This is a genomic window from Rhodopseudomonas sp. (genome assembly GCF_036404135.1).
GTDB lineage: Bacteria > Pseudomonadota > Alphaproteobacteria > Rhizobiales > Xanthobacteraceae > Rhodopseudomonas_A.
Genome location: NZ_DASWPE010000052.1, coordinates 18,962 through 42,825 on the forward strand (window position 1 = coordinate 18,962; position 23,864 = coordinate 42,825).

The window sequence follows — 23,864 nt, forward strand, 5'->3', positions numbered from 1 at the left end:
CGCCGCCTCAGCCGCGCACCAGCGCGCGCAGCCCGCGCGTGCCGAACAAGAGCAGGATCGCCGCGCCATAGACCAGCGCGCCGACGCCGATCAACAACGCCAACGCCGCCTCGTCGCGCAGCGCGCTGAGCTGCGCCAGATACGGCGCGGCGTAGCGTGCGGTCGCCCACAGCGCGGCGCCGAGCACGACGCCGACCGCGACGAATTTGCCGATCGCTGTCGCCAGCGCGCGGTCGAATGCGAGATAGCCGGCGCGTGCCGCAAAGCCGATCACCAGCAACAGATTGATCCAGGCGCCGACCGCGGTGGCGAGCGCGAGGCCGACCTGGGCCAAGGCGCCGACCAGCGCCAGCTTCAGCGCGACGTTGACCGCGATCCCGGTCAGCGCCGCTTTCATTGGCGTCGCGGTGTCCTTGCGGGCGTAGAACGGCGCCACCGCGCTGCGGATCAGCACAAACGGCACCAGCGCGATGGCATAGGCCGCGAGCGTCGCGCCGGCCTCCGCGGCGTCGGCCTTGGTGAAGGCGCCGCGGGCGAACATCGCCCGCATGATGACGTCCGGCACGGTGAGGAACGCAGCCACGAACGGCACCGAGAACAACAGCGTGAATTCGAAGGCGCGGCGCTGCGACGCCTTGGCGCCGACATCGTCGCCCGAGGTCAGTTGCCGCGACATTTCCGGCAGCAGCACGGTGCCGATGGCGATGCCGATCACCCCGATCGGCAGCTGATTGAGCCGGTCGGCGTAGTACAGCGCCGACAACGCGCCGGCCGGCAGGAAGGTGGCGATGATGGTGTCGGCGAACAACGCGACTTGCGTGCCCATCGAGCCCAGCGTCGCCGGCCCCAGCGCGCGGAAGAAGCCGCGGACGTCGAGATCGAGCTTGAGCGGGGCAAAGCGCGGCAGCCCGCCGTGCCGCGACAAATCGCCGGCCAGCAGAAAATATTGCAGGAAGCCGGAGAGCAATACGCCCCAGGCGGCGGCGTGGCCGGCACTGGGGAACAACGCGGCGAGCGCCAGCGTCGCCATCATCGAGATGTTGAGAAAGATCGAGGCCGCGGCCGCAGACGCAAAGCGCTGCATCACGTTGAGCATGCCGCCATACAGCGTCACCAGCGTGATCAGCAACAGATAGGGAAAGGTGATCCGGGTGAGTTCGATGGCAAGCGCTCGCTGCGCCGGATCGTCGGAAAATCCCGGCGCCAGCAGGCTCATCATCTGCGGCATGAACAACAGCGCGATCACCAAGAGCACCAGTTGCGAGGCGAACAGCAGCGTGAAGATGCGGTCGGCGAACAGCCGCGCCGAGATTTCGCCGCGCTCGCCGCGGACATGGGCATAGGCCGGCACGAAGGCGGCGTTGAAGGCGCCCTCGGCGAAGATCGCGCGGAAATGATTGGGCAGCCGCAGCGCCACGAAGAACGCGTCGGCGATCGGCCCGGCGCCGAGAATCGCCGCCAGCATGATGTCGCGCGCAAAGCCGGTCAGCCGCGACAACAGGGTAAAGCCGCCGACGGTAAAGATACGCCTGAGCATCAGCCGCTTCTACAGCATCGCGCCACGATGCAAAACCGCGATTTGGGGAATGCGCCGATCGTGCACGCCGATTTCGCCACGCGCGCGGCGCGCTCCCTCGCCGCGCTTGCGGGGAGAGGGTTGGGGTGAGGGGGTGTTAATGAATCGAGTGACGCAGCGGACAAATGAGACGCCCCCTCACCCGACCGTCGTCGCTGCTCGCCGACGATCGACCTCTCCCCGCAAGCGGGGAGAGGTAACGAGCGGCTACGCCAGCGCGTCGCGCACCGCGGCGATCACCCGGTCCTGGGTCGCCGCGTCGAGATAGGCGTGCACCGGCAGGCTGATGACGTCAGCGGACAGTTCCTCGCACACCGGCAGGCCGCCGTCGGCGACCGGATAGTTGGCGTAAGCGGTCTGCATATGCATCGACTTCACGTAATACACCGCGCTCGGCACGCCCTGCGCCTTCAACGCCGCGGCGAAGGCGTCGCGGTCGGTGCCTTTCGGCAGCCGGATGGTGTAGCAGGCCCAGATCGAGCGATTGCCCTCAGTCACGCGCGGCACGGTGACGATGTTGCCGAGGCTCTGCGCGTAGCGCTCGGCGACCTTGTTGCGGGCTGCGATCTCGTCGTCGAAGATCTTCAGCTTCTCCAGCAGCACCGCGGCCTGGATGGTGTCGAGCCGGCCGGTGAGGCCGAGCCGGACGTTGTCGTATTTGTCGCTGCCCTGGCCGTGCACCCGGATGCTGCGCAGCCGTTCGGCGAGCGCGTCGTCGTCGGTGAAGATCGCGCCGCCGTCGCCGTAGCAGCCGAGCGGCTTGGCCGGGAAGAAGCTGGTCGCGGTGGCGAGCGCCAGGCTGCCGACCCGCCGGCCCTTGTAGGTGGCGCCGAAGCCTTGCGCGGCGTCGTCGAGCACGAACAGGCCTTCGGCGGCCGCGACGGTGGCGATCGCGTCATGGTCGGCGGGCTGGCCGAACAGATCGACCGGGATGATCGCCTTCGGCGTGAGGCCGAGCCGCTTGGCGGTGGCGATGCCGCGCTTCAGCGAGGCGACGTCGATGTTGTAGGTGACCGGATCGACGTCGACGAACACCGGCGAGGCGCCGGTCAGCGCCGCGGCCTCGCCGGTGGCGCAGAAGGTGAAGGACGGACAGAACACCGCGTCGCCGGGGCCGACGCCCTGCGCCAACAGCACCATCAAGAGGGCATCGGTGCCGCTGGCGCAGCTGATGACGTGCTTGGCGCCGGTGTAGGCCGCGAGTTCGGCTTCGAGCTTGGTGACTTCTGGGCCACTGACGAACTGGCAATGCGTCAGCACCCGCCCGACCGCTTCGTCGATCGCGGTGCCGAGCCTTCGGCGCTGCGCGCCGATGTCGATGAAGGCCACGGGGTCTGGTCGGATGTGCTGGTTCATGACGCCCTGTTACGATGGGGGTGGGTTGATCGCGCCGGTCCGACGTGTGCCTGGCCGGCGCGCGCTTTGGCTGGTGGCGGTTAGCCGGCGATGCGGCGCGGCGCCTTGCGGAAGGTGGCTGCGGTGGGCTCGGCGCGGGACTCCAGGCACTTGATCGCGATCTCGAGGCTGGCGACGCCCTCCTCGCCGGTCACCGCGGCAGGGCCGCCGCTGCGAACCGAGTCAACGAAGGCCAGCAGCTCTGCGCGCAGCGGCTCGTCGTGGCCGACCGGCAGATGCCGCATCGAGTAGCTGCCGTCGGGCTGGAAGCCGAAGCATTCGGTGACCTGGCGGGTCAACAGATCGCCCTGCACGTATTTGCCGCGGGTCGCCACGGTGACGTTGCGGGCCTTAAACGGCGTCAGCCAGTTGGTGTTGATATGCGCCAGCACGCCGGAGGCGGTGCGGAACTGCAACAGCGCGATATCCTCGCGCTCGGCGATGGCGCTGGACAGTTGCGGCTGCACGTCGATGATCTCGGATTCGGTGAACCAGCGGATCAGGTCGATGTCGTGCACCGCCAGATCGATCACCACGCCGACATTGGACATTCGCGGCGGAAACGGACCGACCCGGGTGATGCCGATCGACAAAATGTCTTCGCCTTCGATGGCGTGCTTGATCGCGGCCACCGCGGGGTTGAAACGCTCGACATGGCCGACCATCAGCGTCACCCCGGCGCGCTTGGCGGCAGCGACGATCTCGCGGCCCTCCTGCACCGTCGAGGCCACCGGCTTTTCCACCAGCACGTGGATGCCGCGATTGATGCAGGCGATGGCGACGTCGTGATGCAGATGGGTCGGCGCCGCGATGGTCACCGCGTCGACGCCGGCCTCCAGCAACTCATCGAGCGCGGCGAAAGTCGGACAGCCGATCAGTTCGCCGGCGCGGTCGCGATGATCGGGCAGCGGATCGACGATTCCGACCAGCACGATGCCGGGCAATCCGGCCAGCACGCGGCCGTGATTGGTGCCCATCACGCCGGCGCCGACAACGCCGATGCGCAGCGCGCGTTCCTTGCCCAAGTCAAATTCGCGGGAAATCATATCAAGCCTCGAACTAATGTGGTCGGTTCCAAAGAACCCTGCGTCCTCCTAGCACGTCGCTCGGAGCCTGGCGAATGTCGCTCAATTGTTATCAAACACGTTTTGATTCAAACGATTACATGCGGGAACCGGGCCAGATTACAACCCGATCTCGGAGCCTTCTAAAGGTTACAGGCGGTCACACCTCGTAGTGATACCGATACCAGGTGACGAAATTGCGGATGCCGTCCTCGATCGCGGTGGCCGGGCTGAAGCCTGTGTCGCGAATCAGATCGCCGACATCGGCGAACGTTTCCGGAACGTCGCCGGGCTGCATCGGGTGCATGTCCTTGTTGGCGGCGCGGCCGAGTTCATGCTCCAACAGCGCCACCACGCGCATCAGATCTTCCGGGTGATGATTGCCGACATTGTAGATCTTCGCCGGCGCCGAGCCGAAAGCCTCGCTGCCGGCCTGCGGCACGCGCGCGATCAGCCGCGAGACGACCGCGGTGACGTCGTCGATATAGGTAAAATCGCGCCGCATCTTGCCGTGGTTGAATAGCTTGATCGGCCTTCCCCCGACGATCGCGTCGGCGAACAGAAACAGCGCCATGTCGGGGCGGTACCACGGCCCATAGATGGTGAAGAAGCGCAAGCCCGTGGTCGGCAGCCGGTACAGATGGCTGTAGCTATGCGCCATCACCTCGTTGGCCTTCTTGGTCGCCGCATAGAGGCTGACCGGGTGATCGGTGCGGTCGTCGACCGAGAACGGCAATTTGGCGTTGGCGCCGTAGACCGACGACGACGAGGCGTAGATCAGATGCTTGCAGTCGTTGTGCCGGCAGCCCTCCAGCACGTTGACGAAGCCCTGCAGATTGGCGTCGACATAAGCGTGCGGATGGCTGAGTGAGTAGCGCACCCCGGCTTGCGCCGCCAGATGAATCACCACCGGGAATTTGCGCGCCGCGAACAGCGCCGCGGTCGTCGCACGATCGGCGAGATCGGCCTGCAGGAATTCGAATTGCGGCTGGCCGTCGAGCTGCTGCAATCGCGCGCGCTTCAGCGCCGGATCGTAGTAATCGTTCAAACTGTCGAGCCCGACCACGTGATGGCCGGCGGCGAGCAATTCGCGGGCGACGTGAAAGCCGATGAAGCCCGCCGCGCCAGTGACCAGGATGTTCATCGCCGCGCTCACGCCTTGCCGTTCTGCGCGCGGGCCACCAGCGAGGTGGTGGAATGGCCGGGCAGGATGTCGATCAGCAGCACCTCGCCGCCTTGCGCCGCGACGATCTCGTGGCCGACCACCTGTTCGCGGCTGTAATCGCCGCCCTTGACCAGCACGCTCGGCACGATCTTGGCGATCAGTTGCAGCGGCGTGTCCTCCTCGAAGATCACCACCAGGTCCACCGCCTCCAGCGCCGCCAGCACCTCGGCGCGGGCGCGCTCGTCCTGCACCGGGCGACTTTCGCCCTTCAGCCGCTTCACCGAGGCGTCGCTGTTCAGTCCGACGATCAGCCGGTCGCAGGCGCCGCGCGCCGCGGTCAGCACCTTGACGTGGCCGGGATGCAGAATGTCGAAGCAGCCATTGGTGAAGCCGATCCGCAGCCCCTCGGCGCGCCATTCCGCCAATTGCGGTTCGAGGTCGCCGCCGGCGGCGATGATTTTCTCTTCGGCTGCAAGCGAGGCCGGCGGCAGCACCTTACGGCGCAATTCGCCGAGCGTGACGCTGGCGGTGCCGTTCTTGCTGACCGCAACCGCCGCGCCGGCATTGGCGGCGCGCAGCGCCACGTCCCAATCGGCGCCCGCTGCCAGCATCACCGCCAGCACCGCCGCCACGGTGTCGCCGGCGCCGGAGACGTCGCGCACTTTCACCGGATGCGCGGGCACGTGGATCGCCTCGCCGTGGCGCGGCACCAGCGTCATGCCCTGCTCGCTCTGCGTTACCAGAATCGCTTCGCACTCAGCGCCGGCGATCGCCTCACGCGCGCTCGCCGCGATCTCGGCCTGGCTGTCGGCGCGGCTTCTGGTCGCCTCGCAGAATTCCTTGCGGTTCGGGGTCAGCAGCGTGGCGCCGCGATACAGCGCGAAATTCGGGCTCTTGGGGTCGACGATCACCCGTTTGTTCAGCTTGCGCGCGGCGTCGATCACCTCGCGGATCAGCCGCGCGGTCAGCACGCCCTTGGCATAATCCGACAGCAGCACGATATCGGCGGCCGGCAGTTGCTGCAGAATCGCGTCGATCAGCTGCTGCTCAACCGCGGCAGACGCCGGCGCCGCGATTTCCCAATCGGCGCGCAGCATGTGGGTGGAAAAATGCGCCGAGACGAACCGCACCTTGCGGGTGGTCGGCCGGCTCTCGTCGCACACCAGCACCGGCGCGATCAGCGGTTCGGCGGCCAGTGCCGCGCCGAGCGTGCGGCCGGCATCGTCGTCGCCGATCAGCCCGACAAAGATGCAGCGGGCCCCGAGGGCGGCGATATTGCGCGCGACATTGCCGGCGCCGCCGACATTCAGTTCGCTGCGTTGCACCGCGATCACCGGCGCCGGCGCCTCGGGCGAGATCCGCGACACCTCGCCATAGACGAATTCGTCGAGCATCAGGTCGCCGACGCAGAGCACGGTCTGGCGGCCGATCGCAGGCAACAATGCTTCGAAGTCGAGCATCAGCGCAAATATCCCGTTGTGATCACCGGAAGCGGTCGGCGGCGTCGAGGAAGCCGTTGACGTAGAGCTTCACCGCGTCTTCCAGCGCGGTGAAGCCGCCATTGTAGCCGGCGGCGCGCAGCCGGTCGCCTTCGCTCTCGGTGAAGTACTGATAGCTGCCGCGAATACTTTCCGGCATGTCGATGTATTCGATGTTGGGCTTGCTGCCGAGCGCGGCATAGGCGGACAGGATCAAATCGCGAAAACTGCGGGCGTGCCCGGTGCCGACGTTGAACAGGCCGCTGACCGACGGCGTCGCCAGCAGCCAGGTCATCACCCGCACCACGTCGTCAACATAGATGAAGTCGCGGCGCTGGTCGCCGTCTGCGATGCCGTCGCGATGCGACTTGAACAACTGCACCACGCGGCCGGATTTGACGTCGTCGAACCGCTTGCACAGCACGCTCATCATGCTGCCCTTGTGATATTCGTTGGGGCCGAACACGTTGAAGAACTTCAGCCCGGCCCATTGCGGCGGCAGCCGGTCGCCGCGCGCAGCACGCTCGGCGACCGCAAGGTCGAACAGATGCTTGCTCCAGCCGTACAGGTTCATCGGCCGCAGCTGCTTCAGCGCGGCGACGGATTGATCGTCCTTGAAGCCCTGCGCGCCGTCGCCATAGGTCGAGGCCGACGAGGCGTAGATCAGCGGCACGTTGTTGGCGGTGCACCAGTCGAGCAGCCGCATCGACAACCGGAAATTGGTCTCGATCACCAGGTCGCCGTCGGTGGCGGTGGTTTCCGAGATCGCGCCGAGATGGATGATGGCGTCGAGCCGGCGGCCGTGCAGCCAGCCCATCAGCTCGGCGGGTGGCACGACATCAGCGAGCTGGCGCTTGGCCAGATTCTTCCATTTGCCATCATGCCCGAGCACGTCGCACACCGCGACATCGGCGCGGCCGGCGTCGTTCAGCGCGGCCACCACGTTCGATCCGATAAAACCGGCTCCCCCGGTCACCAGCAGCATGCCCTATCCTGACTTGATTTCGGAACCCAAAGCGCGGCCAGCTTTGCCCCACTCCGCCGCGGCAGGCAACCCGAGCCGGCGCGGCCTCGTCGGCATGCACATGACGAAATCCCGGCTGGACGGCCGGCGGCGGAGGCGCTATCGGGCGGGCCTTGCCATCCCGCGCGCAGAACCGGATTCATCAAATAATGAACTATGCTTCATTGTTATCGGGATTGGTACAGGCAGCGGATCGCTCGGAGACCAGCCCGGTGCTGCTGATCCCCTATATGTGGATCGGCGATTTCGTGCGCTGCCATACCGTGGTGCGGGTACTGAAGGACCGCTGGCCGGACCGCCCGGTTGACGTGCTGACCACCTCGCTGTGCGCCCCCTTGGTCGATTACATGCCCGGGGTGCGCCAGGGCATCGTCTGCGACCTGCCGCGCGGCCAGCTCGCGCTGGCCCAACAACGGGCCTTGGCGGCCCGCTTCAGGGCGCAGCGTTACGGCGCCGCGCTGGTGATGCCGCGGACCTTCAAATCCACCCTCGCACCCTGGCTCGCCGGTATCCCGCAACGCACCGGCTTCATCGGCGAGGTCCGCTTCGGCCTCTTGAACGACTGGCGGCGCGGCGAACGCGCGCTGCCGCGGATGATCGACCGATGCGCCGCGCTGGCGCTGCCCGCCGGTACCGAGTTGCCAATGGACTGGCCGGAGCCGCAGCTTCAGGTGCCGACGGATCATATCACGACGTGGCGGCAGGCCCGCGGGCTCGACGGGCGTCCGGTGGTGGCGCTGGCGCCGGGCGCGGTCGGCCCCTCCAAGCGCTGGAGCTATTATCCGGAAGCCGCCCAGGCGCTGACCGCGCAAGGCTATGAAGTGTGGGTGATCGGCGGCCCCGGCGAAACACCGGCGGCCGAGGCGATCGTCGCCGCCGCGGGGCCAAAGGCCCGCGACCTCACCGGCAAGGATCTGCGCGACGGCATTCTGGCGCTGGCCGCCGCGAATCTCGTGATCTCCAACGATTCCGGGCTGCTGCACGTGTCGGCGGCGATCGGCCAGCCGACCATCGGGATCTTCGGCCCGACCAGCGCCTGGCACTACGCGCCGTTGAACCCGATCACCGCGGTGATCGAGACCACGACCGAGGTGCCCTGCCGGCCGTGCCACAAGCCGACCTGCAAGATGCTGCATCACAAATGCATGCGCGACATTGCGACCGGCGACGTCACTGCGGCTGCGTTTCGTGCGCTAGAAGCCGCCGGGCTGCCGGCGGCGCAGCCATGATCGAGCTCGCGGCAAAACCCGCGGCGTTTCTCGATCGCGACGGCGTCATCAATTACAACGACCACTATGTCGGAACGCGGGAGCGTTTTCGCTGGATGCCCGGCGTGGCGGCGGCGATCCGCCGGCTCAACGACGCCGGTTATTTCGTGTTCCTGATTTCCAACCAGTCCGGCGTCGCCCGCGGGATGTTCTCCGAAGCCGACGTCGAAGCGCTGCACGGCTGGATGCTTTCGGAATTGCGCAGCCAGAACGCCCGGATCGACGACATCCGCTACTGCCCCTACCACCCGGACGGCGTCGTCGACGCCTATCGCCGCCAAAGCGACAACCGCAAGCCGGCGCCTGGGATGATCCTCGACCTGATGGCAGCGTGGCCGGTGATCCGCGAGCGCTCGTTCGTGATCGGCGACAGCCCGATCGATCTTCAGGCCGCCAGCGCCGCGGGTCTGCCCGGCCATCTGTTCAAGGGCGGCGATCTCGACGGCTTCGTCGCTCAGCTGCTTGCCGAAACGTCCGCCGCCGGCTGATCGAGCAGTTGTTCGGCGGCGGCGATCGCCTGCGGCGCGTCGGGAGCCGCGGCCTTGCCGCCCACCACCGTCATCGGCCCGGAGCCGACCGGCCCGGTCAGCCCGGGATCGGTGCTGATGAAGATCGCCACCAGCGGCACCCGGTAGGCCGCGGCGAGATGCAGCAACCCGGTATCGACGCCGACCACGATCGCGGCCCCCGCGATCACCTGCGCGGTGCCGTCGAGCGACTGCCGCGGCAACACCCGGCTATTCGGGATCGCCGCCGCCAGCCGCTCGCTGCGCAGCCGCTCGGCTTCCGATCCCCATGGCAACACCAGGTCGAGCCCGCGGCGCTGCAACGCCAGGCCCAGCGCGATCCAATCGGCCTCGGGCCATTCCTTGGCCGGCCGCGAGGTGCCGTGCAGCAGCACCGCGTAAGGCGCGGCGGCGGCGCGCTGCGGCCGCGGCAAGCCGTAATCGACCGCGCCCTGCGGCTGATAGTCGAGCGCCAGCCCGGTCAACAGCCGATTGCGCTTCACCGCATGCAGCGCGCGGCTCACGGTGTGGGTGACGTCGTAGAACCGCGCAGCGAGCGGCTCGCGAATGCTTTGCGCGTCATAGCCATGGCGCTCGCCGCTGGCGAGTTTCGCCATCAGCGCCGAGCGGATCAGCCCCTGGGTATCGATCACCTTGTCGAAATCCGATTCACGCAGCCGCGCCGCAAAGCCCGCGACCTCGTGCCAGGTCGCGCGCTGAAAAACCTGCTTGCGCCAGCGCCTGGTCGCAACCGGAATCACCTCGGCGATCGCGGGATGCAAGCGGGCCAGCGGCGCGAACGCCTCTTCCACCACCCACGCCATCCGCAGCCCGGGGACGTTGCGCGCGGCATCGGTGACGGCCGGCATCTGGTGCACCACGTCGCCGAGCGACGAGGTCTTGATAAAGAGCAGGCCTGTCATCGGCGCCATGGCGGATATGCTTGCAACACGGATTGGAACGCGGATTGCGCCGAAAGCGCACTGGGGGTCGTTACAGTTTGGCAACCATAAAGTCGATTGCCGAAAGTATTCACCGGCAAACGCGGCCATCATTGGCAGCGATATACCGCAATTGCATTGTTTGGCGACAATTTGTTCCGATCCGGCCCGCGCGGCTCCGGATTCTCCACGGGAGATCGATCGCATGACCGTGCTTGTCACCGGCGGCGCCGGCTACATCGGAAGTCATATGGTGCTCGCGCTGGTTGAGGCCGGCGAGAGCGTCGTGGTGATCGACAATCTGTCGCGCGGATTCTCCGCGATGCTGCCGCGCGGTGTGCCGCTGTTCATCGGCGAGGCCGGCGACGAAAACCTGGTCGAGGGCGTGATCGCCGCGCACGGCGTCAGCAGCATCATCCATTTCGCCGGCTCGGTGGTGGTGCCGGATTCGATGCGCGATCCGCTCGGCTACTATCACAACAACACCATGACCACGTGCAACCTGCTCAGCGCCGCGGTGAAATGCGGCGTACCGCGTTTCATCTTCTCGTCGACCGCGGCGGTGTACGGCAATCCCGCTCAGGTGCCGGTGCCGGAACACGCGCCGGCCCGGCCGCTGTCGCCCTATGGCACCTCGAAGCTGATGAGCGAGATCATGCTGCACGACACCGCGGTCGCGCACGGCCTGCGCTACGTCGCGCTACGCTATTTCAACGTCGTCGGCGCCGATCCGCAGGCGCGCGTCGGACCTGCCGCGCCCGGCGCGACCCATCTGCTGAAGATCGCAGTCGAGGCGGCGACCGGCCAGCGCGCCAAGATCGACGTGTTCGGCACCGATTATCCGACCAAGGATGGCAGTTGCATCCGCGACTTCATCCATGTCAGCGATCTGGTCGAGGCGCATTGCGCGGCCCTGGCCTATCTGCGCCAGGGCGGCGCGCCGGTGACGCTGAATTGCGGATACGGCCGCGGCCATTCGGTGCTCGAGACCATCGACGCGGTGCGGCGGGTGTCGGGGCGCAATTTCGCGATTCACACCGCCGGGCGGCGGCCCGGCGACATCATGACCATGGTCGCCGATAGCAGCCGGATTCGCGCGACGCTGCACTGGACCCCGCGCTACGACGATCTCGAGACTATCGCCGCCCACGCGCTGGCCTGGGAGGAGAAGCTGCTGCGCGATCGCCACGGCGCGCAACAGCACGCGCTGTCGGCCTGACCGGCCATTCCGCGGCCCGTGCCCGGCCGCGGCGCGACGCGCTTGCGGCGGGCTGCACCTGGGACGCGATCACCTGACAGCCGCGGCTGTGACGGCGCGAGCTCACCGCCGGTTTTTCGTCGCGACGAGCCCGCTCGGGCTCTGCCGGGCACCGGACAACACCTGGAATTGGCTTGAAAAAACCCGCCATCGGGGGCAAGGAGACGAGCGTTTCGCGGCATCCTCCGCGCAGCCGTTTCGTGCTTGGCCGTCAGATGGACCGCGGATGACCGAACTCCCACGCAAGATAACCGACGATCCCTATGGCGCGATGATCCTGGTCCGCCGCCTAGTGATGGAACAGGGCGCGGCGTATTGGCGCCGCTATCTGGCGGCGTTCGCCATGATGGCGGTCGCCGCCGCCGCCACCGCGCTGTCGGCCTATCTGCTCGGCGAGGTGATCAACAAGGCCTATGTCGACCGCAACGTGCACGACATCGCCGTTCTGTCGATCATCACCGTGGTGATCTTCACCGTGAAGGGCGCCGCGACCTACGGCCAGACCGTGATCCTGTCGCAGATCAGCAACGCCATCCTCGCCAACAATCAACGCCGGCTGTTCGCGAAATTGATGAGCGAGAGCGTCGGCTTCTTTTCCGACCGGCATTCCTCCGAGTTCCTGGCGCGGCTGTCGGCCGGCGCCAATTCGGTCACCCAGGTGCTCAGCCTGCTGATCAACGCGGTCGGGCGCGATCTGTTGTCGTTGATCGCTCTGGTCACCGTGATGGTGATGCAGGACCCGTTCATGGCGCTGTTCGGCTTCCTGATCGCGCCGCCGGCGCTGTTGGTGATCCGCAAGCTGGTGCGGCGGATCAAGGGCCTCGCCCACAACCAGTTCACCGGCAATGCCGATATCCTGGAGACGATGCAGGAGAGCCTGCAGGGCATCCGCACCGTCAAGGCGTTCACGCTGGAACAGACCATGCGCGAGCGGATCGACGCCAACATCGCCGCGGTGCAGGCCACCGCCGACAAGATGGCCAAGGTCTCCAACCGCTCCAGCCCGCTGATGGAGACGCTGGGCGGCGTCGCGATCGCCGCCTCGCTGATGTATGGCGGCTACCGCGTGGTGGCGATGGGCGCCACCCCCGGGCAGTTCTTCTCGTTCCTCACCGCGTTCCTGCTGGCCTATGAACCGGCAAAGCGGCTGGCACGGCTCAACATCGAACTGAACTCCAGCCTGGTTGGCGCCAAGATGCTGCTGGAGATCGTCGACAGCCCGGCGTCGGAGCCCGACGACAGCGACAAGCCGGCGCTGCAACTGACCGACGCCCGCGTCGAACTACGTGACGTCAACTTTGCCTATCGGCCGGACGAGCCGGTGCTGTCGCATCTGAGCTTCGTCGCCGAACCGGGCAAGGTCACCGCGTTGGTCGGCCCCTCCGGCGGCGGCAAGTCCACCGTGCTGTCGCTGCTGCTGCGGCTCTACGACTATCAGAGCGGCGAGATCCTGATCGACGGTCAAGCGATCCAGTCGGTGTCGCGGCAGTCGTTGCGGCAGCAGACCGCCTATGTCGGCCAGGACGTCTATCTGTTCCGCGACACCATTCGCGGCAACATCGCGTTCGGCAAGCCGGGCGCCAGCGACGCCGAGATCGTCGCCGCTGCCAAGGCCGCGAGCGCCCATGATTTCATCATGGGCTTTCCGCTCGGCTACGACACCCCGGTCGGCGAGCACGGCACGCAATTGTCCGGCGGCCAGCGCCAGCGCGTCGCCATCGCCCGCGCCCTGGTCAAGAACGCGCCGATCATCTTGCTCGACGAGGCCACCGCGGCGCTGGATTCGGAATCCGAAAAGCTGGTGCAGGCCGCGATCGATCAGCTGTGCCAGAACCGCACCACCATCGTGATCGCGCATCGGCTGCACACCATCATGAACGCCGACGCCATCCTGGTGGTCGAGGGCGGCGAGATCGTCGAACGCGGCCGCCACGACGAGCTGTTGCGCCGCGACGGCCGCTATGCCTCGTTCTTCCGGCTGCAGCATCGCGAGGCCACGCCCGTATTGCCGATCGCCGCGTCCGCTTAGTTCGCCGGCGATCGCACAACGTTCGCTTCATCCAGTCCCCACATTCGAGAGCTTGAGCATGACCGCAACGTCCTTCGTGATCCCGGCCCCGCCGCCGCCCAGCCTCGCCGTCAGCGGCGACAGCAAACGATTTGCGGTGCGACGGATCTGGTGCGTCGGGCGCAACTATCTCGAACACGTCCGCGAGATGGGCAATGACGAGCGCCAGCCGCCGTTCTTCTTCGCCAAACACGCCGACATGATCGCGCCGGACGGCGCCACGATTCCCTATCCGCCGCTGACCAAGGATCTGCATCACGAGGTCGAGCTGGTGGTGGCGCTGAAGAGCGGCGGCCTCAACATTCCGGCCGAGCGCGCGCTGGACTGCGTGTACGGCTACGGCGTCGGCATCGATCTGACGCGGCGCGACCTGCAGCAGGCCTCGCGCAAGAAGGAACAGCCGTGGGAGATCGGCAAGTCGTTCGATCAATCCGCACCCTGCGGCGCGCTGGCGCCGGCCGCGCGCATCGGCCATCCGGCCCAGGGCCGGATCTGGTTGTCGGTGAACGGCAGCGAACGGCAAAGCGGCGACCTCTCGCAGATGATCTGGAACGTGCCGGAGATCATCGCCAAGTTGTCCCAGCAAGTGGCGCTCGACGCCGGCGACATCATCATGACCGGCACGCCGTCCGGTGTCGCTGCGCTTGCCCCCGGCGACGTCATCGCCTGCGGCGTCGACGGCATCGGCACGCTCAACGTCGCGATCGGTGCCGCGCTGTAGCCCGCCGCATTGCCGCGCCGGGCATTGAACCTTTGTTGATTTGCCGCGACCAATCCCCGGTCGGGGACCGCGTTCGCATGACGATGAAGATCGCGCTGATGGCGGCATTGCGATTGGCGCCGGGGCTCGGCGGCGGCGCCGCAGCGATCGGCCCGCGGCCGCCATCGGCGTCGGCATCGCCTGGACCGAAATCATCAACAGCCCGCAGGGCACGAGTAGCGCCTTACGGGTAACGCCTTGGTGTTCTTCATGCTGATGCCGCTCGGCGCGATGATCGGCGGGGTCGGCGGCGCGGTGCTGTTCGGGGTGATCGCGAGTGGCGACGGCGAGCTACGCATCGAGCAGCGTCCGCTGAACGAACGCGACTGACCTAACTACGCGTCGCTTCGCCGCCTCAAGCCACATTTCCCGCCATGATTTCGCCGCTGGATTGCCTCAACAAATCTATTGCATTTCGCGCGATTGACACTAGTTCAGTCTGGTGAATTGGGAATGCAGCATTTCGGTGCGGACGTCAGAATGACTCCATCAAGCACCTCTGCTGATTTGATAATCCAGTATTAGAAATGAGATCAGATGACAGAGCACAGCCTCTGGCGTTTTTCGCGCGCATTGCTGCGTGCCCTCAATGAACGCCAATTCGACGACCTCGCCGCGCTGCTTGACGACGACGTCGATTGGCGAATGTACGGTCCCATCGATATGTTCCCGTTTTTCGGGGCGAAACGCGGCAAGCCGGAGATTCTCGAGGTCTGCCGCCAGATCGCCGACAACGTGCGGATCCATCGCTTCGATCGTGAAGCGGTGATGCTCGGCGCCGACACCGCGGCTTCGATGATCCGCTATTCGCTGACCGCGCTGGATTCCAACAAGCCGATCAGCCTGCGGCTGGCGCATTTCGCGCAGTTCAAGGCCGAACGGCTGGCGAGCATCCGCATCGTGATCGACACCTTCGACCTGGTCGAGCAAGTGATCGGCCATCCGATCGATCTGCCGCAGATCGCGTAGTCGCGACAACGCGCTGTTATCAGGCACTCCTTCGAATGACCGACGCGCCGCCGCAGATTGGCCGCGCTGCGGCCAAAATGCGCTGCACTGATGGGCTCGTGACATCGTGCGGGGGGACAGCCGCTCGCTCAACGTAACCAGGGGAACAGCCGATGAACGCCACGCCAGACAAGCTCGAAGCCGCCGAGATCGACAGCAATCTCGCCGCGGTGTCGGAAGTCGAAGCCGGCATCCGCGATTTCGTGCGCAACGACGTCGCCTATCTGCGGCGGCCGACGCCGGGCCTGATCGGCAGCGAGCCGGCCGATGCCGGCGCCGAAGCCACCGTCAATAACGTCAATTCGCTGATTCAGCGCGTCGCCGGAACCTCGCTGTCCGAGATCGAGAACCTGGTCTCCGAACTGGAATCGCTGCGCGACCTGTTGCACGCCGAAGGCCAGCGGGTGCAGCGGGAGATTTCGGGCTATGCCCAACTCAGCCAGGCGGCGATGAAGTCGACCCGAATGATCGCCGACAATGTGGCGCAGTGGAAGCGCACCGCGGAAAACCTGCGCCACGACTGACGCCGCACTCGCGACGCCCCGGCCGGCGCGGCCGCGGCGTCGAGGCTGCTTCCGGAGCCTCACATCCCAAAACGCGAATGGCCGGGACAAGCCCGGCCATTTCACTCATGCAGTATTGCGCATTATCGGCCGTTCGCAAGGCGAACGGATCGCGTATCAGCGGTGGATGCTCACCCTGGCCGGAACCTCCAGCGAATAGGCGCCGTCGGCGTAGCCCTTGACGACCATGCCGGTGGTGATCATCACCGCCAGCGTAATCGTGGCAAACACAAAGCCCACGATCTTCAGCCCCGTCCGATCCGCCACCATCGTCCCCACCATCTCATTCATCGTCTTGATCAGTCCCACAAAGCCCGCACAAGGTTCATAACTTGTTAACGGAGCAGCCGTTCCCCTCGCGATTCCCGCGAAATGGATAGCATTTGATTAAAATGTCTTGATCGGCGCCGCGACCTCGGTCACGACCCCGGCGCACGTCGTGGCACAAAAACCGAGGGGAGGAAAGAGAAGACCAACTCGCCGCGCTGATTGGTCCCGGTATGGCGGGCTTGCAGGATTCCCCATTGCGGCCGCTTGTCCGAAGTGCGCAGCGATTCGATCTCGGAGGCAAAGCTGATGCGGTCGTCGGCCAGCACCGGCTTGATCCAGCGCAATTCGCGAAACCCCGGCGACGGCCCCCACACCGCGGGCGTTTCGCCGCGCGCCAACGCCTCGGCGGCCTGCCGCTCGCCATCGGCCACCAGTAGCTTCATACCCACCGCGGCGACATGCCAACCGGAGGCGGCGAGCCCGCCGAACAAGGATTGCGCGCCAGCCTGCTCGTCGAGGTGAAAGGCCTGCGGATCGAACTGCGCGGCGAACGCCTTGATCCGCTCGGCGGTGAAGGTGAACCTCCCCAGTTCGCGGCGGTCACCGATGACGAGGTCTTCGAAGAAACGCATGCCGGCCCCTATGCCGCCGCGCCGGGATCGCGGCGCTTGAGGATGATCGGCGTGACGGCGTCCAACAGCACTTGCCCCTGCGCATTGCGTAGCCGGCAGCCGAAGGTGACGATCCCGGTCTCCGGGCGGCTGCCCGAGACCCGGCTGTGGATCACCTCGACATCCAGCATCAGTTCGTCATCGGGCCGCAGCGGCGACTGCCAGCGCACCTCCTCGACGCCGGGCGAGCCGAGCGAAGCGGTGCGCAGCAGAAAGCCGTCGCACAGCATCCGCATCATCAGCGCGCACAGGTGCCAGCCCGAGCCGGACAACCCGCCCAGCATGCTCTGGCGGGCGGCTTCGTCGTCGAGATGCATCGGCTGCGGATCGAACTCTGCGGCAAAGTCGATGATCTCCTCGCGGCTGACGCGGCGCGGACCGAAGCTGCCGAACGGACCGGGAGGGAAATCTTCGAAGCTGAGCATCATGATGAGGATTGCCGGCGGGAGCCCGATTGTGGCCGTTATTCGGAGCAATCACAAGCCGCAACACGCGCGTCCGGGGTTCTGCCCGCGACCCTCGTCATGGATACGACCGGGAGAACCAGAATGTTTGAGTTTCGCGATTTGTTCCAGTGGGACCGCTTCATCACCCCGACGATTATCAAGACGTTCTATTGGCTGGTGATCGTGCTGACGGTGCTGTTCGGCATTTCCGGCGTTTTCTCCGGGCTGGCGGCGATGGCGATCAGTCCGTTCGGCGGATTCATCCTGGTGCTGTCGAGCCTCGCCAGCGTCGTCGTCGGCATCATCTTCTCGCGGATCGTCGCGGAATTCGTGCTGATCGTATTCCGCATCAACGAACATCTCGGCGCGATCCGCGACCAGGGGACGCTGCGCTGAGTATATGGGCTACGAACGCTTAGCCTCGCCGCAAAGCACGCTCCCCGCGCCCACGACGTCATCCTGAGGTGCCCGCGCGCCGCGCATCGTGAGTTCGCCCCGATTGCGCTATGCGCGGGCCTCGAAGGATGGGCCGCAGGTACTCGTCGCTGTCATCCTTCGAGGCGCGCCACGATGCGCGAAGATCAGGCGCGACGCTGATATTTGCGCGCACCTCAGGATGACGGCCGCGGATGTGGCTGAGGACGACGCCACGCCCCGTCTCACGCCCCGTCTTAGGTATTAAACCGGAAATGCATCACGTCGCCATCGGCGACGACGTAGTCCTTGCCTTCGAGCCGCAGCTTGCCGTTGTCGCGGGCGCCGGCCTCGCCGCCGAACGCGATGTAGTCCTCATAGGCGATGGTCTCGGCGCGGATGAAGCCTTTTTCGAAATCGGTGTGGATCACCGCCGCGGCCTGCGGCGCCTTGGTGCCCTTGGTAATGGTCCAGGCGCGGGTCTCTTTCGGCCCCACCGTGAAATAGGTGATCAGGTGCAACAATTCGTAGCCGGCGCGGATCAGCCGGTCGAGCCCGGCCTCGTGCAGCCCCAGCGTATCGAGGAAGTCGACGCGCTCCTCGCGCGACAAGGTCGCGATCTCGGATTCGATCTTGGCGGAAATCACCACCGCGACCGCGCCCTCTTCCTTGGCGCGCGTCATCACCGCCTGCGAGAACGCATTGCCGTCGGCGGCCGAGCCTTCCTCGACGTTGCAGACGTAGAGCACCGGCTTCGAGGTCAAAAGCCCGAGCATGCCGAAGGCGCGTTGTTCCTCGGGCTTGCGCTCGAGAAACCGCGCCGGGCGGCCTTCGCGCAGCAGCACCAGCGCGCGGTTGACCAGGTCGAGCTGTTCCTTGGCGTCCTTGTCGTTGCCCTTGGCCTTCTTGGTCAGATTGTCGACGCGCTTCTCCAGCGAATCGAGATCCGCCAGCATCAGCTCGGTCTCGATGGTCTCGATGTCGTTGATCGGGGCGATCTTGCCGTCGACATGGGTGATGTCGTCATCGACGAAGCAGCGCACCACATGGGCGATGGCGTCGACCTCGCGGATGGTGGCGAGGAACTGGTTGCCGAGCCCCTCGCCCTTGGAAGCGCCCTTCACCAGGCCGGCGATGTCGACGAAGGTCAGCCGCGTCGGGATGATCTGCGCCGACTTGCCGGCGGCGGCGAGTTTGTCGAGCCGCGGATCCGGCACCGCCACCTCGCCGACATTCGGCTCGATGGTGCAGAACGGGTAGTTCGCCGCCTGCGCCGCCGCGGTTTCGGTCAGCGCGTTGAACAGCGTGGACTTGCCGACATTCGGCAGCCCGACGATACCGCATTTGAATCCCATGTCGTCCCCTGACTCTCTCCGTCATCCTGAGCTGCGCGCTCCCGGGCGATGCTGTTGCGTCGTCCGGCGCGCCTCGAAGGATGGGCCGCCGCCCTTCGCGGCTCGGGCTTGCGCCCTCGCACCTCAGGGTGACGGCCGGTGTGGCTGATCGGCGTTACTTGCCGCCGTTCTCCGCCTTGTCGGCCTTGTCCAAAAATCCCTTGGCCTGTAGCGCCAGATGCACCTTGTTCTGAAACGCGGAGTCGCGGTCCGCGAGCAGCAATCCGGCGTGCTCGGTGATCGCCTCGATCATCGCCTCGACCCACGGCCGCTCGCTTTTGGCGAAATCATTCAGCACGTGGCCGTGCACCAGTTCCTTGGCGCCGGGGTGACCGACGCCGATCCGCACCCGCCGATAGTCGTTGCCGACATGCGCCGAAATCGAGCGCAGCCCGTTGTGTCCGGCGATGCCGCCGCCGACCTTGACCCGCAATTTCGCCGCCGGCAGTTCGATCTCATCGTGCACGACGATGATGTCGGGCAGCCCGAGCTTGAAGAAACTCGCGGCGTCCTGCACCGCGCGGCCGGAGTCGTTCATGTAGGTGAGCGGCTTCAATAGCGTGACGCGCTCGCCGCCGACCGTGCCGTCCGCGGTCTCGCCCTGAAAGCGACGGCGCCATGGGGAAAACCCATGACGCCGTGCCATCTCGTCGAGCACCATGAACCCGATATTGTGCCGGTTGCCCTGGTACTTCGCGCCAGGATTTCCGAGGCCCACCAACAGGCGCATGATGCGGCGGTCCAGACCGCCTTACTTCTTCTTGGCCGCCGGGGCTGCCGGAGCCTTGGCGCCGGCAGCCGGGGCCTTGGCGCCTGCTGCCGGAGCCTTGGCACCCGCTGCCGGCGCCTTGGCGCCAGCCGCCGGAGCCGCCGCCGCGGGCGCAGCCGCGCCGCCGGCCGGGGCCGCAGCCGCCGCCTTCAGTTCTTCGGCGTAGCCCGACGGCGGCACGATGGTCACCAGCGTGAGGTCTTCGCGCGACAGCGTCTTGACGCCCTTCGGCAGCGCCACATCGGACAGATGCAGCGAGCTGCCGATGTCGAGCTGGCCGACGTCGGCTTCGATGAACTGCGGAATGCTCTCGGCTTCCGCCTCGAGTTCCACGGTGTGGGTGACGATGTTGACGGTGCCGCCGCGCTTCACGCCCGGCGCGGCTTCCGCGTTCTTCAGATGCAGCGGAACGCTGACGCGGATGGTGGCGCCCGCGCCGAGCCGCAGGAAGTCGACATGCAGCGGGAAATCGCGCACCGGATCGAGGTGGAAGTCGCGCGGAATCACGCGATGCTTCTGGCCGTCGAGCTCGACGTCGAAAATCGTGGTGAGGAAGCGGCCGGCAATGATGCGGGCGCGCAGTTCGGTGTCGTCGACCGAGATCGTCACCGGGGGTTTGTTGTCTCCATAGATCACTCCGGGCACTCGGCCGGCGCGACGCTCTGCCCGTGCGGCCCCCTTGCCGCCTGCCGGACGCGCGGTCGCCTTCAATTCCTTGACGGTCGCCATCGTATAAGTCCTTGTTTAGACGAACCGTTTCCAAGCGCGCCAACAAGGATCGCGGATTCGAAAGACGGCTCTGGTTCAAAAGCGAAAGGCCGCAAAGCGGCCCATGTTGCACGGCGCAGCAAGCCTCCAGGGGTGCGGGGGCTGCGGACGTGCCGGGCTTTTAGCGCCAAAGTCCCGGAAATACAAGGAAACCGGCGGGAATTTCTGGGGCACTTGGACCGGCGCCGGCGGCCACAAATCGATCGTTCCTGATGCTGAGCAAGACCGGCAGCGCCGTCATCCTGAGGTGCGAGCCGCCACGACGGGGCAGGTTCTCCTCGAACGAGGCACAGGCGAGCCTCGAAGGATGCGGCTCCGACGGGGCCGTCAATGCCTGCGGCCCATCCTTCGAGACACCCGGCTTCGCCCTGCGGGCTACGCCGGGTTCCTCAGGATGACGGCGATCCTGTTGGGAGTCTCGGAATCAACAAGTCTCGCCGAGACGTCGTTCATCCGGCGGCTCGCGTCCGCACTCAGGCGGTCGGCGCGCCGCCAGCGAGCTTGGCCTCCAGCGCCGCGATCCGCGCCTTCAGCGCCTCGTTTTCCTCGCGGGCGAGCCGCGCCATGTCCTTCACCACGTCGAATTCCTCGCGCTTGACCAGATCGAGGTCGCGCAGAAATTTTTCGGCCTGGGTGCGCACGACGGTATCGACCTCGCGCTTGACGCCCTGGGCGGCGCCGGCGGCGTCGTTCATCAGGCGTCCGATTTCGTCGAAAAGCCGGTTGCTGGTCTGAGTCATGTCGTACTCCGGTGGTATGCGAAATGGCCGCGGCGCACCTGACAATGGCGATGCCGGGGCCGCCCCGCAAGGCCGCGCCGACAGGCCAGCGCTTTGCCAGGTTTCACGCCCCTTGTAATCGTGACCACGCCCTTGGCAAGACCGTCGCCCCGTAGCCGCGCCGCCCGAAACCCGCCCTGCGCCCTAGCCCGGCGCCGGCTTTCATCGTAAGTCGGACCCGATGCCATTCCTCACCCTCGCCTTTCCCGTGTTCGACCCGGTCGCCCTGGCGATCGGCCCGATCGTGATCCGCTGGTACGCGCTGGCCTATATCGGCGGCATCGTGATCGGCTGGGTCTATGCCCGCGCGCTGCTGAAGAACCAGCGGCTATGGGGCGGCCCCTCGCCGATCCCGCTATTGGCCTGGGACGACTTCATCCTATGGGTGACGCTGGGCATCATCCTCGGCGGCCGCACCGGCTATGTGCTGTTCTACAATCTGGACTTCTTCGTGCAGCACCCGGCGGAAATCGTCGAATTGTGGAAGGGCGGCATGTCGTTCCATGGCGGCTTCATCGGCTGCGTGGTCGCGGTGCTGGCGTTCGGCTGGAAGCGGCAATTGCCGGTGCTGTCGCTCGGCGACGTCACCTGCGCGGTCGGCCCGATCGGGCTGTTGCTCGGCCGCATCGCCAATTTCATCAATGGCGAATTGTGGGGCCGGCCGGCCGACGACAGCGTGCCGTGGCGCATGGTGTTTCCGCATGGCGGGCCGCTGCCGCGCCATCCCAGCCAGCTTTATGAGGCCGGTCTGGAAGGCGTCGTGCTGTTTTGCGTGCTGGCGCTGCTGATTCGCTTCGGCGCCTTGAAACGCCCGGGGCTGATCCTCGGCAGCTTCATCGGGCTGTACGGCGTGGCGCGGATCGTCGGCGAATTCTTCCGCGAACCCGACCCACAGCTCGGCTTTTTGTGGGGCGGATTGACCATGGGCATGCTGCTGTCGGTGCCGATGGTGATCGCGGGCTCGCTGCTGGCGCTATGGGCCTGGCGACGCGCGGCGTTGACCGGCGCCGTCGCGGCGCGCCAAACTCTCAGTTGAACCGGAGTTCGCCGTGACCGACCCGTTGTCGCTTCAGGACGTCATCAAGCAGCTGATCAAATCCGCCGGCCCGATGCCGGTGTGGCGCTACATGGAGCTGTGCCTCACCCACCCCGGCTTCGGCTATTACGTCTCGCGCGATCCCTTGGGCCGCGAAGGCGACTTCACCACCGCGCCCGAAGTCAGCCAGATGTTCGGCGAATTGCTGGGGCTGTGGGCGGCGTCGGTGTGGAAATCGATCGGCTCGCCGCAATTGGTGCGGCTGATCGAGCTCGGCCCGGGCCGCGGCACCATGATGGCGGACGCGTTGCGCGCGCTGAAGGTGGTCCCGCCGCTGTTTCAGGCGCTGCACATCCACCTCATCGAGATCAACCCGGTGCTGCGCGAGAAGCAGAAGGCGACGCTGGCCGGCGTTGAAAACCTGCATTGGCACGCCAGCCTCGGCGAGGTGCCGGGCGGCAGCTCGATCATCCTGGCCAACGAGTATTTCGACGTGCTGCCGATCCACCAGATGGTGCGCGGCGAACGCGGCTGGCACGAGCGCACCGTGGAGATCGACGCCAACGACCGGCTGGTGTTCGGCGTGGCGCCGGAGCCGATCCCGCATTTCGAGCAGCTGCTGCCGCCGCTGGTCCGCGCGGCGCCACAGGGCGCGGTGTTCGAATGGCGGCCGGATGCCGAGATCATGACGATCGCCAGCCGGGTGCGCGACGAAGGCGGCGCCGCCTTGATCATCGACTACCGCCATCTGCGCAGCGACGCCGGCGACACCTTCCAGGCGATCGCCCGGCACAGCTTCGCCGACCCCCTCCAGAACCCCGGCCGCGCCGACGTCACCGCCCATGTCGATTTCCAGGCGCTGGCGCGCGGCGCGCAGGACATGGGCGCGCGGGTGCACGGCCCGGTGACGCAGGGCGAATTCCTCAAGCGGCTCGGCGTCGAAAACCGCGCCGTGGCGTTGATGGGCAAGGCCAGCCTGGAGATTTCGGAAGACGTCGCCAGCGCGCTGAAGCGGCTGGTCGAAGGCGGTCGCGGCGGCATGGGCTCGATGTTCAAGGTGATGGCGGTTTCCGAACCCGACCTCGAACAGATCGCCGGCTTGAGCGACCTGCCCGAAGCCACGCGGACCGCCGCGCAATGACCATCACCTCGCCATTGCTTGCGGCCGTTCCGGGCCTGCGTCACGCCTTTTTCACCCGCGAGGGCGGCGTCTCGCAGGGAATCTACGCCGGGCTGAACGCCG

At 66.5% G+C, this 23,864-nt stretch carries 24 protein-coding genes and 1 pseudogene; 11 read left to right on the plus strand and 14 right to left on the minus strand.

Features of this window, described 5'->3' with window-relative positions:
- Positions 1–7: 7 nt before the first annotated feature.
- The 6 genes from murJ to rfaD form a co-directional block, all read right to left on the minus strand.
- A complete protein-coding gene (gene murJ, locus VGC77_RS06025) occupies positions 8–1,537 on the minus strand; it encodes a murein biosynthesis integral membrane protein MurJ (protein ID WP_331170665.1) in 1,530 nt (509 codons plus the stop codon).
- Positions 1,538–1,783: 246 nt separating this feature from the next.
- Complete coding sequence (locus tag VGC77_RS06030; RefSeq protein ID WP_331170666.1) at positions 1,784–2,932, minus strand: DegT/DnrJ/EryC1/StrS family aminotransferase; 1,149 nt, start codon at positions 2,930–2,932, stop codon at positions 1,784–1,786.
- Positions 2,933–3,012: 80 nt separating this feature from the next.
- Positions 3,013–4,017, minus strand: a complete 1,005-nt coding sequence (locus VGC77_RS06035; RefSeq protein ID WP_331170667.1) for a Gfo/Idh/MocA family oxidoreductase — start codon at positions 4,015–4,017, stop codon at positions 3,013–3,015.
- Between the two features lie 178 nt (positions 4,018–4,195).
- Positions 4,196–5,179: an SDR family NAD(P)-dependent oxidoreductase gene (locus VGC77_RS06040; protein WP_331170668.1), complete on the minus strand. Its 984-nt coding sequence runs from the start codon at positions 5,177–5,179 to the stop codon at positions 4,196–4,198.
- Between the two features lie 8 nt (positions 5,180–5,187).
- Entirely contained in the window at positions 5,188–6,660 is a 1,473-nt protein-coding gene (gene rfaE1, locus VGC77_RS06045; protein WP_331170669.1) for a D-glycero-beta-D-manno-heptose-7-phosphate kinase, read from the minus strand.
- Positions 6,661–6,682: 22 nt separating this feature from the next.
- Positions 6,683–7,663: an ADP-glyceromanno-heptose 6-epimerase gene (gene rfaD / locus VGC77_RS06050; protein ID WP_331170670.1), complete on the minus strand. Its 981-nt coding sequence runs from the start codon at positions 7,661–7,663 to the stop codon at positions 6,683–6,685.
- Between the two features lie 188 nt (positions 7,664–7,851).
- Here rfaD and waaF point away from each other — a divergent pair, with 188 nt between their 5' ends.
- Both waaF and VGC77_RS06060 read left to right on the plus strand, forming a co-directional pair.
- On the plus strand, positions 7,852–8,931 hold the full coding sequence (gene waaF, locus VGC77_RS06055) for a lipopolysaccharide heptosyltransferase II (RefSeq protein ID WP_331170671.1): 1,080 nt from the start codon (positions 7,852–7,854) through the stop codon (positions 8,929–8,931).
- The gene (locus VGC77_RS06060) at positions 8,928–9,458 is read left to right on the plus strand and encodes an HAD family hydrolase (protein ID WP_331170672.1); all 531 of its coding nucleotides are present in this window, start codon (positions 8,928–8,930) and stop codon (positions 9,456–9,458) included. The genes waaF and VGC77_RS06060 overlap by 4 nt, the downstream gene beginning before the upstream one ends.
- Here the strand turns inward: VGC77_RS06060 and waaC are convergent.
- Positions 9,425–10,399: a lipopolysaccharide heptosyltransferase I gene (waaC, locus tag VGC77_RS06065; RefSeq protein ID WP_331170688.1), complete on the minus strand. Its 975-nt coding sequence runs from the start codon at positions 10,397–10,399 to the stop codon at positions 9,425–9,427. The two genes, VGC77_RS06060 and waaC, sit on opposite strands and share 34 nt — an antisense overlap.
- Before the next feature lie 223 nt (positions 10,400–10,622).
- Here waaC and galE point away from each other — a divergent pair, with 223 nt between their 5' ends.
- The 5 genes from galE (at position 10,623) to VGC77_RS06090 (ending at position 16,035) form a co-directional block, all read left to right on the plus strand.
- On the plus strand, positions 10,623–11,636 hold the full coding sequence (gene galE, locus VGC77_RS06070) for a UDP-glucose 4-epimerase GalE (RefSeq protein WP_331170673.1): 1,014 nt from the start codon (positions 10,623–10,625) through the stop codon (positions 11,634–11,636).
- 265 nt (positions 11,637–11,901) lie between these two features.
- On the plus strand, positions 11,902–13,704 hold the full coding sequence (locus tag VGC77_RS06075) for an ABC transporter ATP-binding protein (RefSeq protein ID WP_331170674.1): 1,803 nt from the start codon (positions 11,902–11,904) through the stop codon (positions 13,702–13,704).
- 58 nt (positions 13,705–13,762) lie between these two features.
- Positions 13,763–14,464 (plus strand): fumarylacetoacetate hydrolase family protein, encoded by a 702-nt coding sequence (locus VGC77_RS06080; RefSeq protein WP_331170675.1) that lies wholly within the window; start codon positions 13,763–13,765, stop codon positions 14,462–14,464.
- Between the two features lie 576 nt (positions 14,465–15,040).
- Positions 15,041–15,472, plus strand: coding sequence for a nuclear transport factor 2 family protein (locus VGC77_RS06085; RefSeq protein WP_331170676.1), 432 nt, complete (start codon positions 15,041–15,043; stop codon positions 15,470–15,472).
- Between the two features lie 152 nt (positions 15,473–15,624).
- A complete protein-coding gene (locus VGC77_RS06090) occupies positions 15,625–16,035 on the plus strand; it encodes a hypothetical protein (protein ID WP_331170677.1) in 411 nt (136 codons plus the stop codon).
- 156 nt (positions 16,036–16,191) lie between these two features.
- Here VGC77_RS06090 and VGC77_RS06095 read toward each other — a convergent pair whose 3' ends face one another.
- The 3 genes from VGC77_RS06095 to VGC77_RS06105 form a co-directional block, all read right to left on the minus strand.
- Positions 16,192–16,365 carry a hypothetical protein gene (locus tag VGC77_RS06095; protein WP_331170689.1) on the minus strand — a complete coding sequence of 58 codons (174 nt, stop codon included), beginning with the start codon at positions 16,363–16,365 and terminating at the stop codon, positions 16,192–16,194.
- A gap of 128 nt (positions 16,366–16,493) precedes the next feature.
- Complete coding sequence (locus VGC77_RS06100) at positions 16,494–16,976, minus strand: MaoC family dehydratase (RefSeq protein WP_331170678.1); 483 nt, start codon at positions 16,974–16,976, stop codon at positions 16,494–16,496.
- A gap of 8 nt (positions 16,977–16,984) precedes the next feature.
- A complete protein-coding gene (locus tag VGC77_RS06105; protein ID WP_331170679.1) occupies positions 16,985–17,443 on the minus strand; it encodes a MaoC family dehydratase in 459 nt (152 codons plus the stop codon).
- Between the two features lie 120 nt (positions 17,444–17,563).
- Here VGC77_RS06105 and VGC77_RS06110 point away from each other — a divergent pair, with 120 nt between their 5' ends.
- Complete coding sequence (locus VGC77_RS06110; protein ID WP_331170680.1) at positions 17,564–17,857, plus strand: DUF4282 domain-containing protein; 294 nt, start codon at positions 17,564–17,566, stop codon at positions 17,855–17,857.
- A 275-nt stretch (positions 17,858–18,132) separates the two neighbouring features.
- Here VGC77_RS06110 and ychF read toward each other — a convergent pair whose 3' ends face one another.
- From ychF to VGC77_RS06130, 4 genes are all read right to left on the minus strand, one after another.
- Entirely contained in the window at positions 18,133–19,230 is a 1,098-nt protein-coding gene (ychF, locus tag VGC77_RS06115) for a redox-regulated ATPase YchF (RefSeq protein ID WP_331170681.1), read from the minus strand.
- Positions 19,231–19,384: 154 nt separating this feature from the next.
- The gene (gene pth, locus VGC77_RS06120; RefSeq protein WP_331170682.1) at positions 19,385–19,999 is read right to left on the minus strand and encodes an aminoacyl-tRNA hydrolase; all 615 of its coding nucleotides are present in this window, start codon (positions 19,997–19,999) and stop codon (positions 19,385–19,387) included.
- A gap of 21 nt (positions 20,000–20,020) precedes the next feature.
- Positions 20,021–20,767, minus strand: coding sequence for a 50S ribosomal protein L25/general stress protein Ctc (locus tag VGC77_RS06125; RefSeq protein ID WP_331170683.1), 747 nt, complete (start codon positions 20,765–20,767; stop codon positions 20,021–20,023).
- 512 nt (positions 20,768–21,279) lie between these two features.
- A complete protein-coding gene (locus VGC77_RS06130; RefSeq protein ID WP_331170684.1) occupies positions 21,280–21,546 on the minus strand; it encodes an accessory factor UbiK family protein in 267 nt (88 codons plus the stop codon).
- Positions 21,547–21,766: 220 nt separating this feature from the next.
- Here VGC77_RS06130 and lgt point away from each other — a divergent pair, with 220 nt between their 5' ends.
- From lgt to VGC77_RS06145, 3 genes and pseudogenes are all read left to right on the plus strand, one after another.
- Positions 21,767–22,621: a prolipoprotein diacylglyceryl transferase gene (gene lgt / locus VGC77_RS06135; RefSeq protein ID WP_331170685.1), complete on the plus strand. Its 855-nt coding sequence runs from the start codon at positions 21,767–21,769 to the stop codon at positions 22,619–22,621.
- A 73-nt stretch (positions 22,622–22,694) separates the two neighbouring features.
- A complete protein-coding gene (locus VGC77_RS06140) occupies positions 22,695–23,762 on the plus strand; it encodes a class I SAM-dependent methyltransferase (protein ID WP_414709619.1) in 1,068 nt (355 codons plus the stop codon).
- Positions 23,759–23,864: pseudogene (locus tag VGC77_RS06145) on the plus strand (polyphenol oxidase); the annotation flags it as partial. The gene VGC77_RS06140 and the pseudogene VGC77_RS06145, both read left to right, overlap by 4 nt.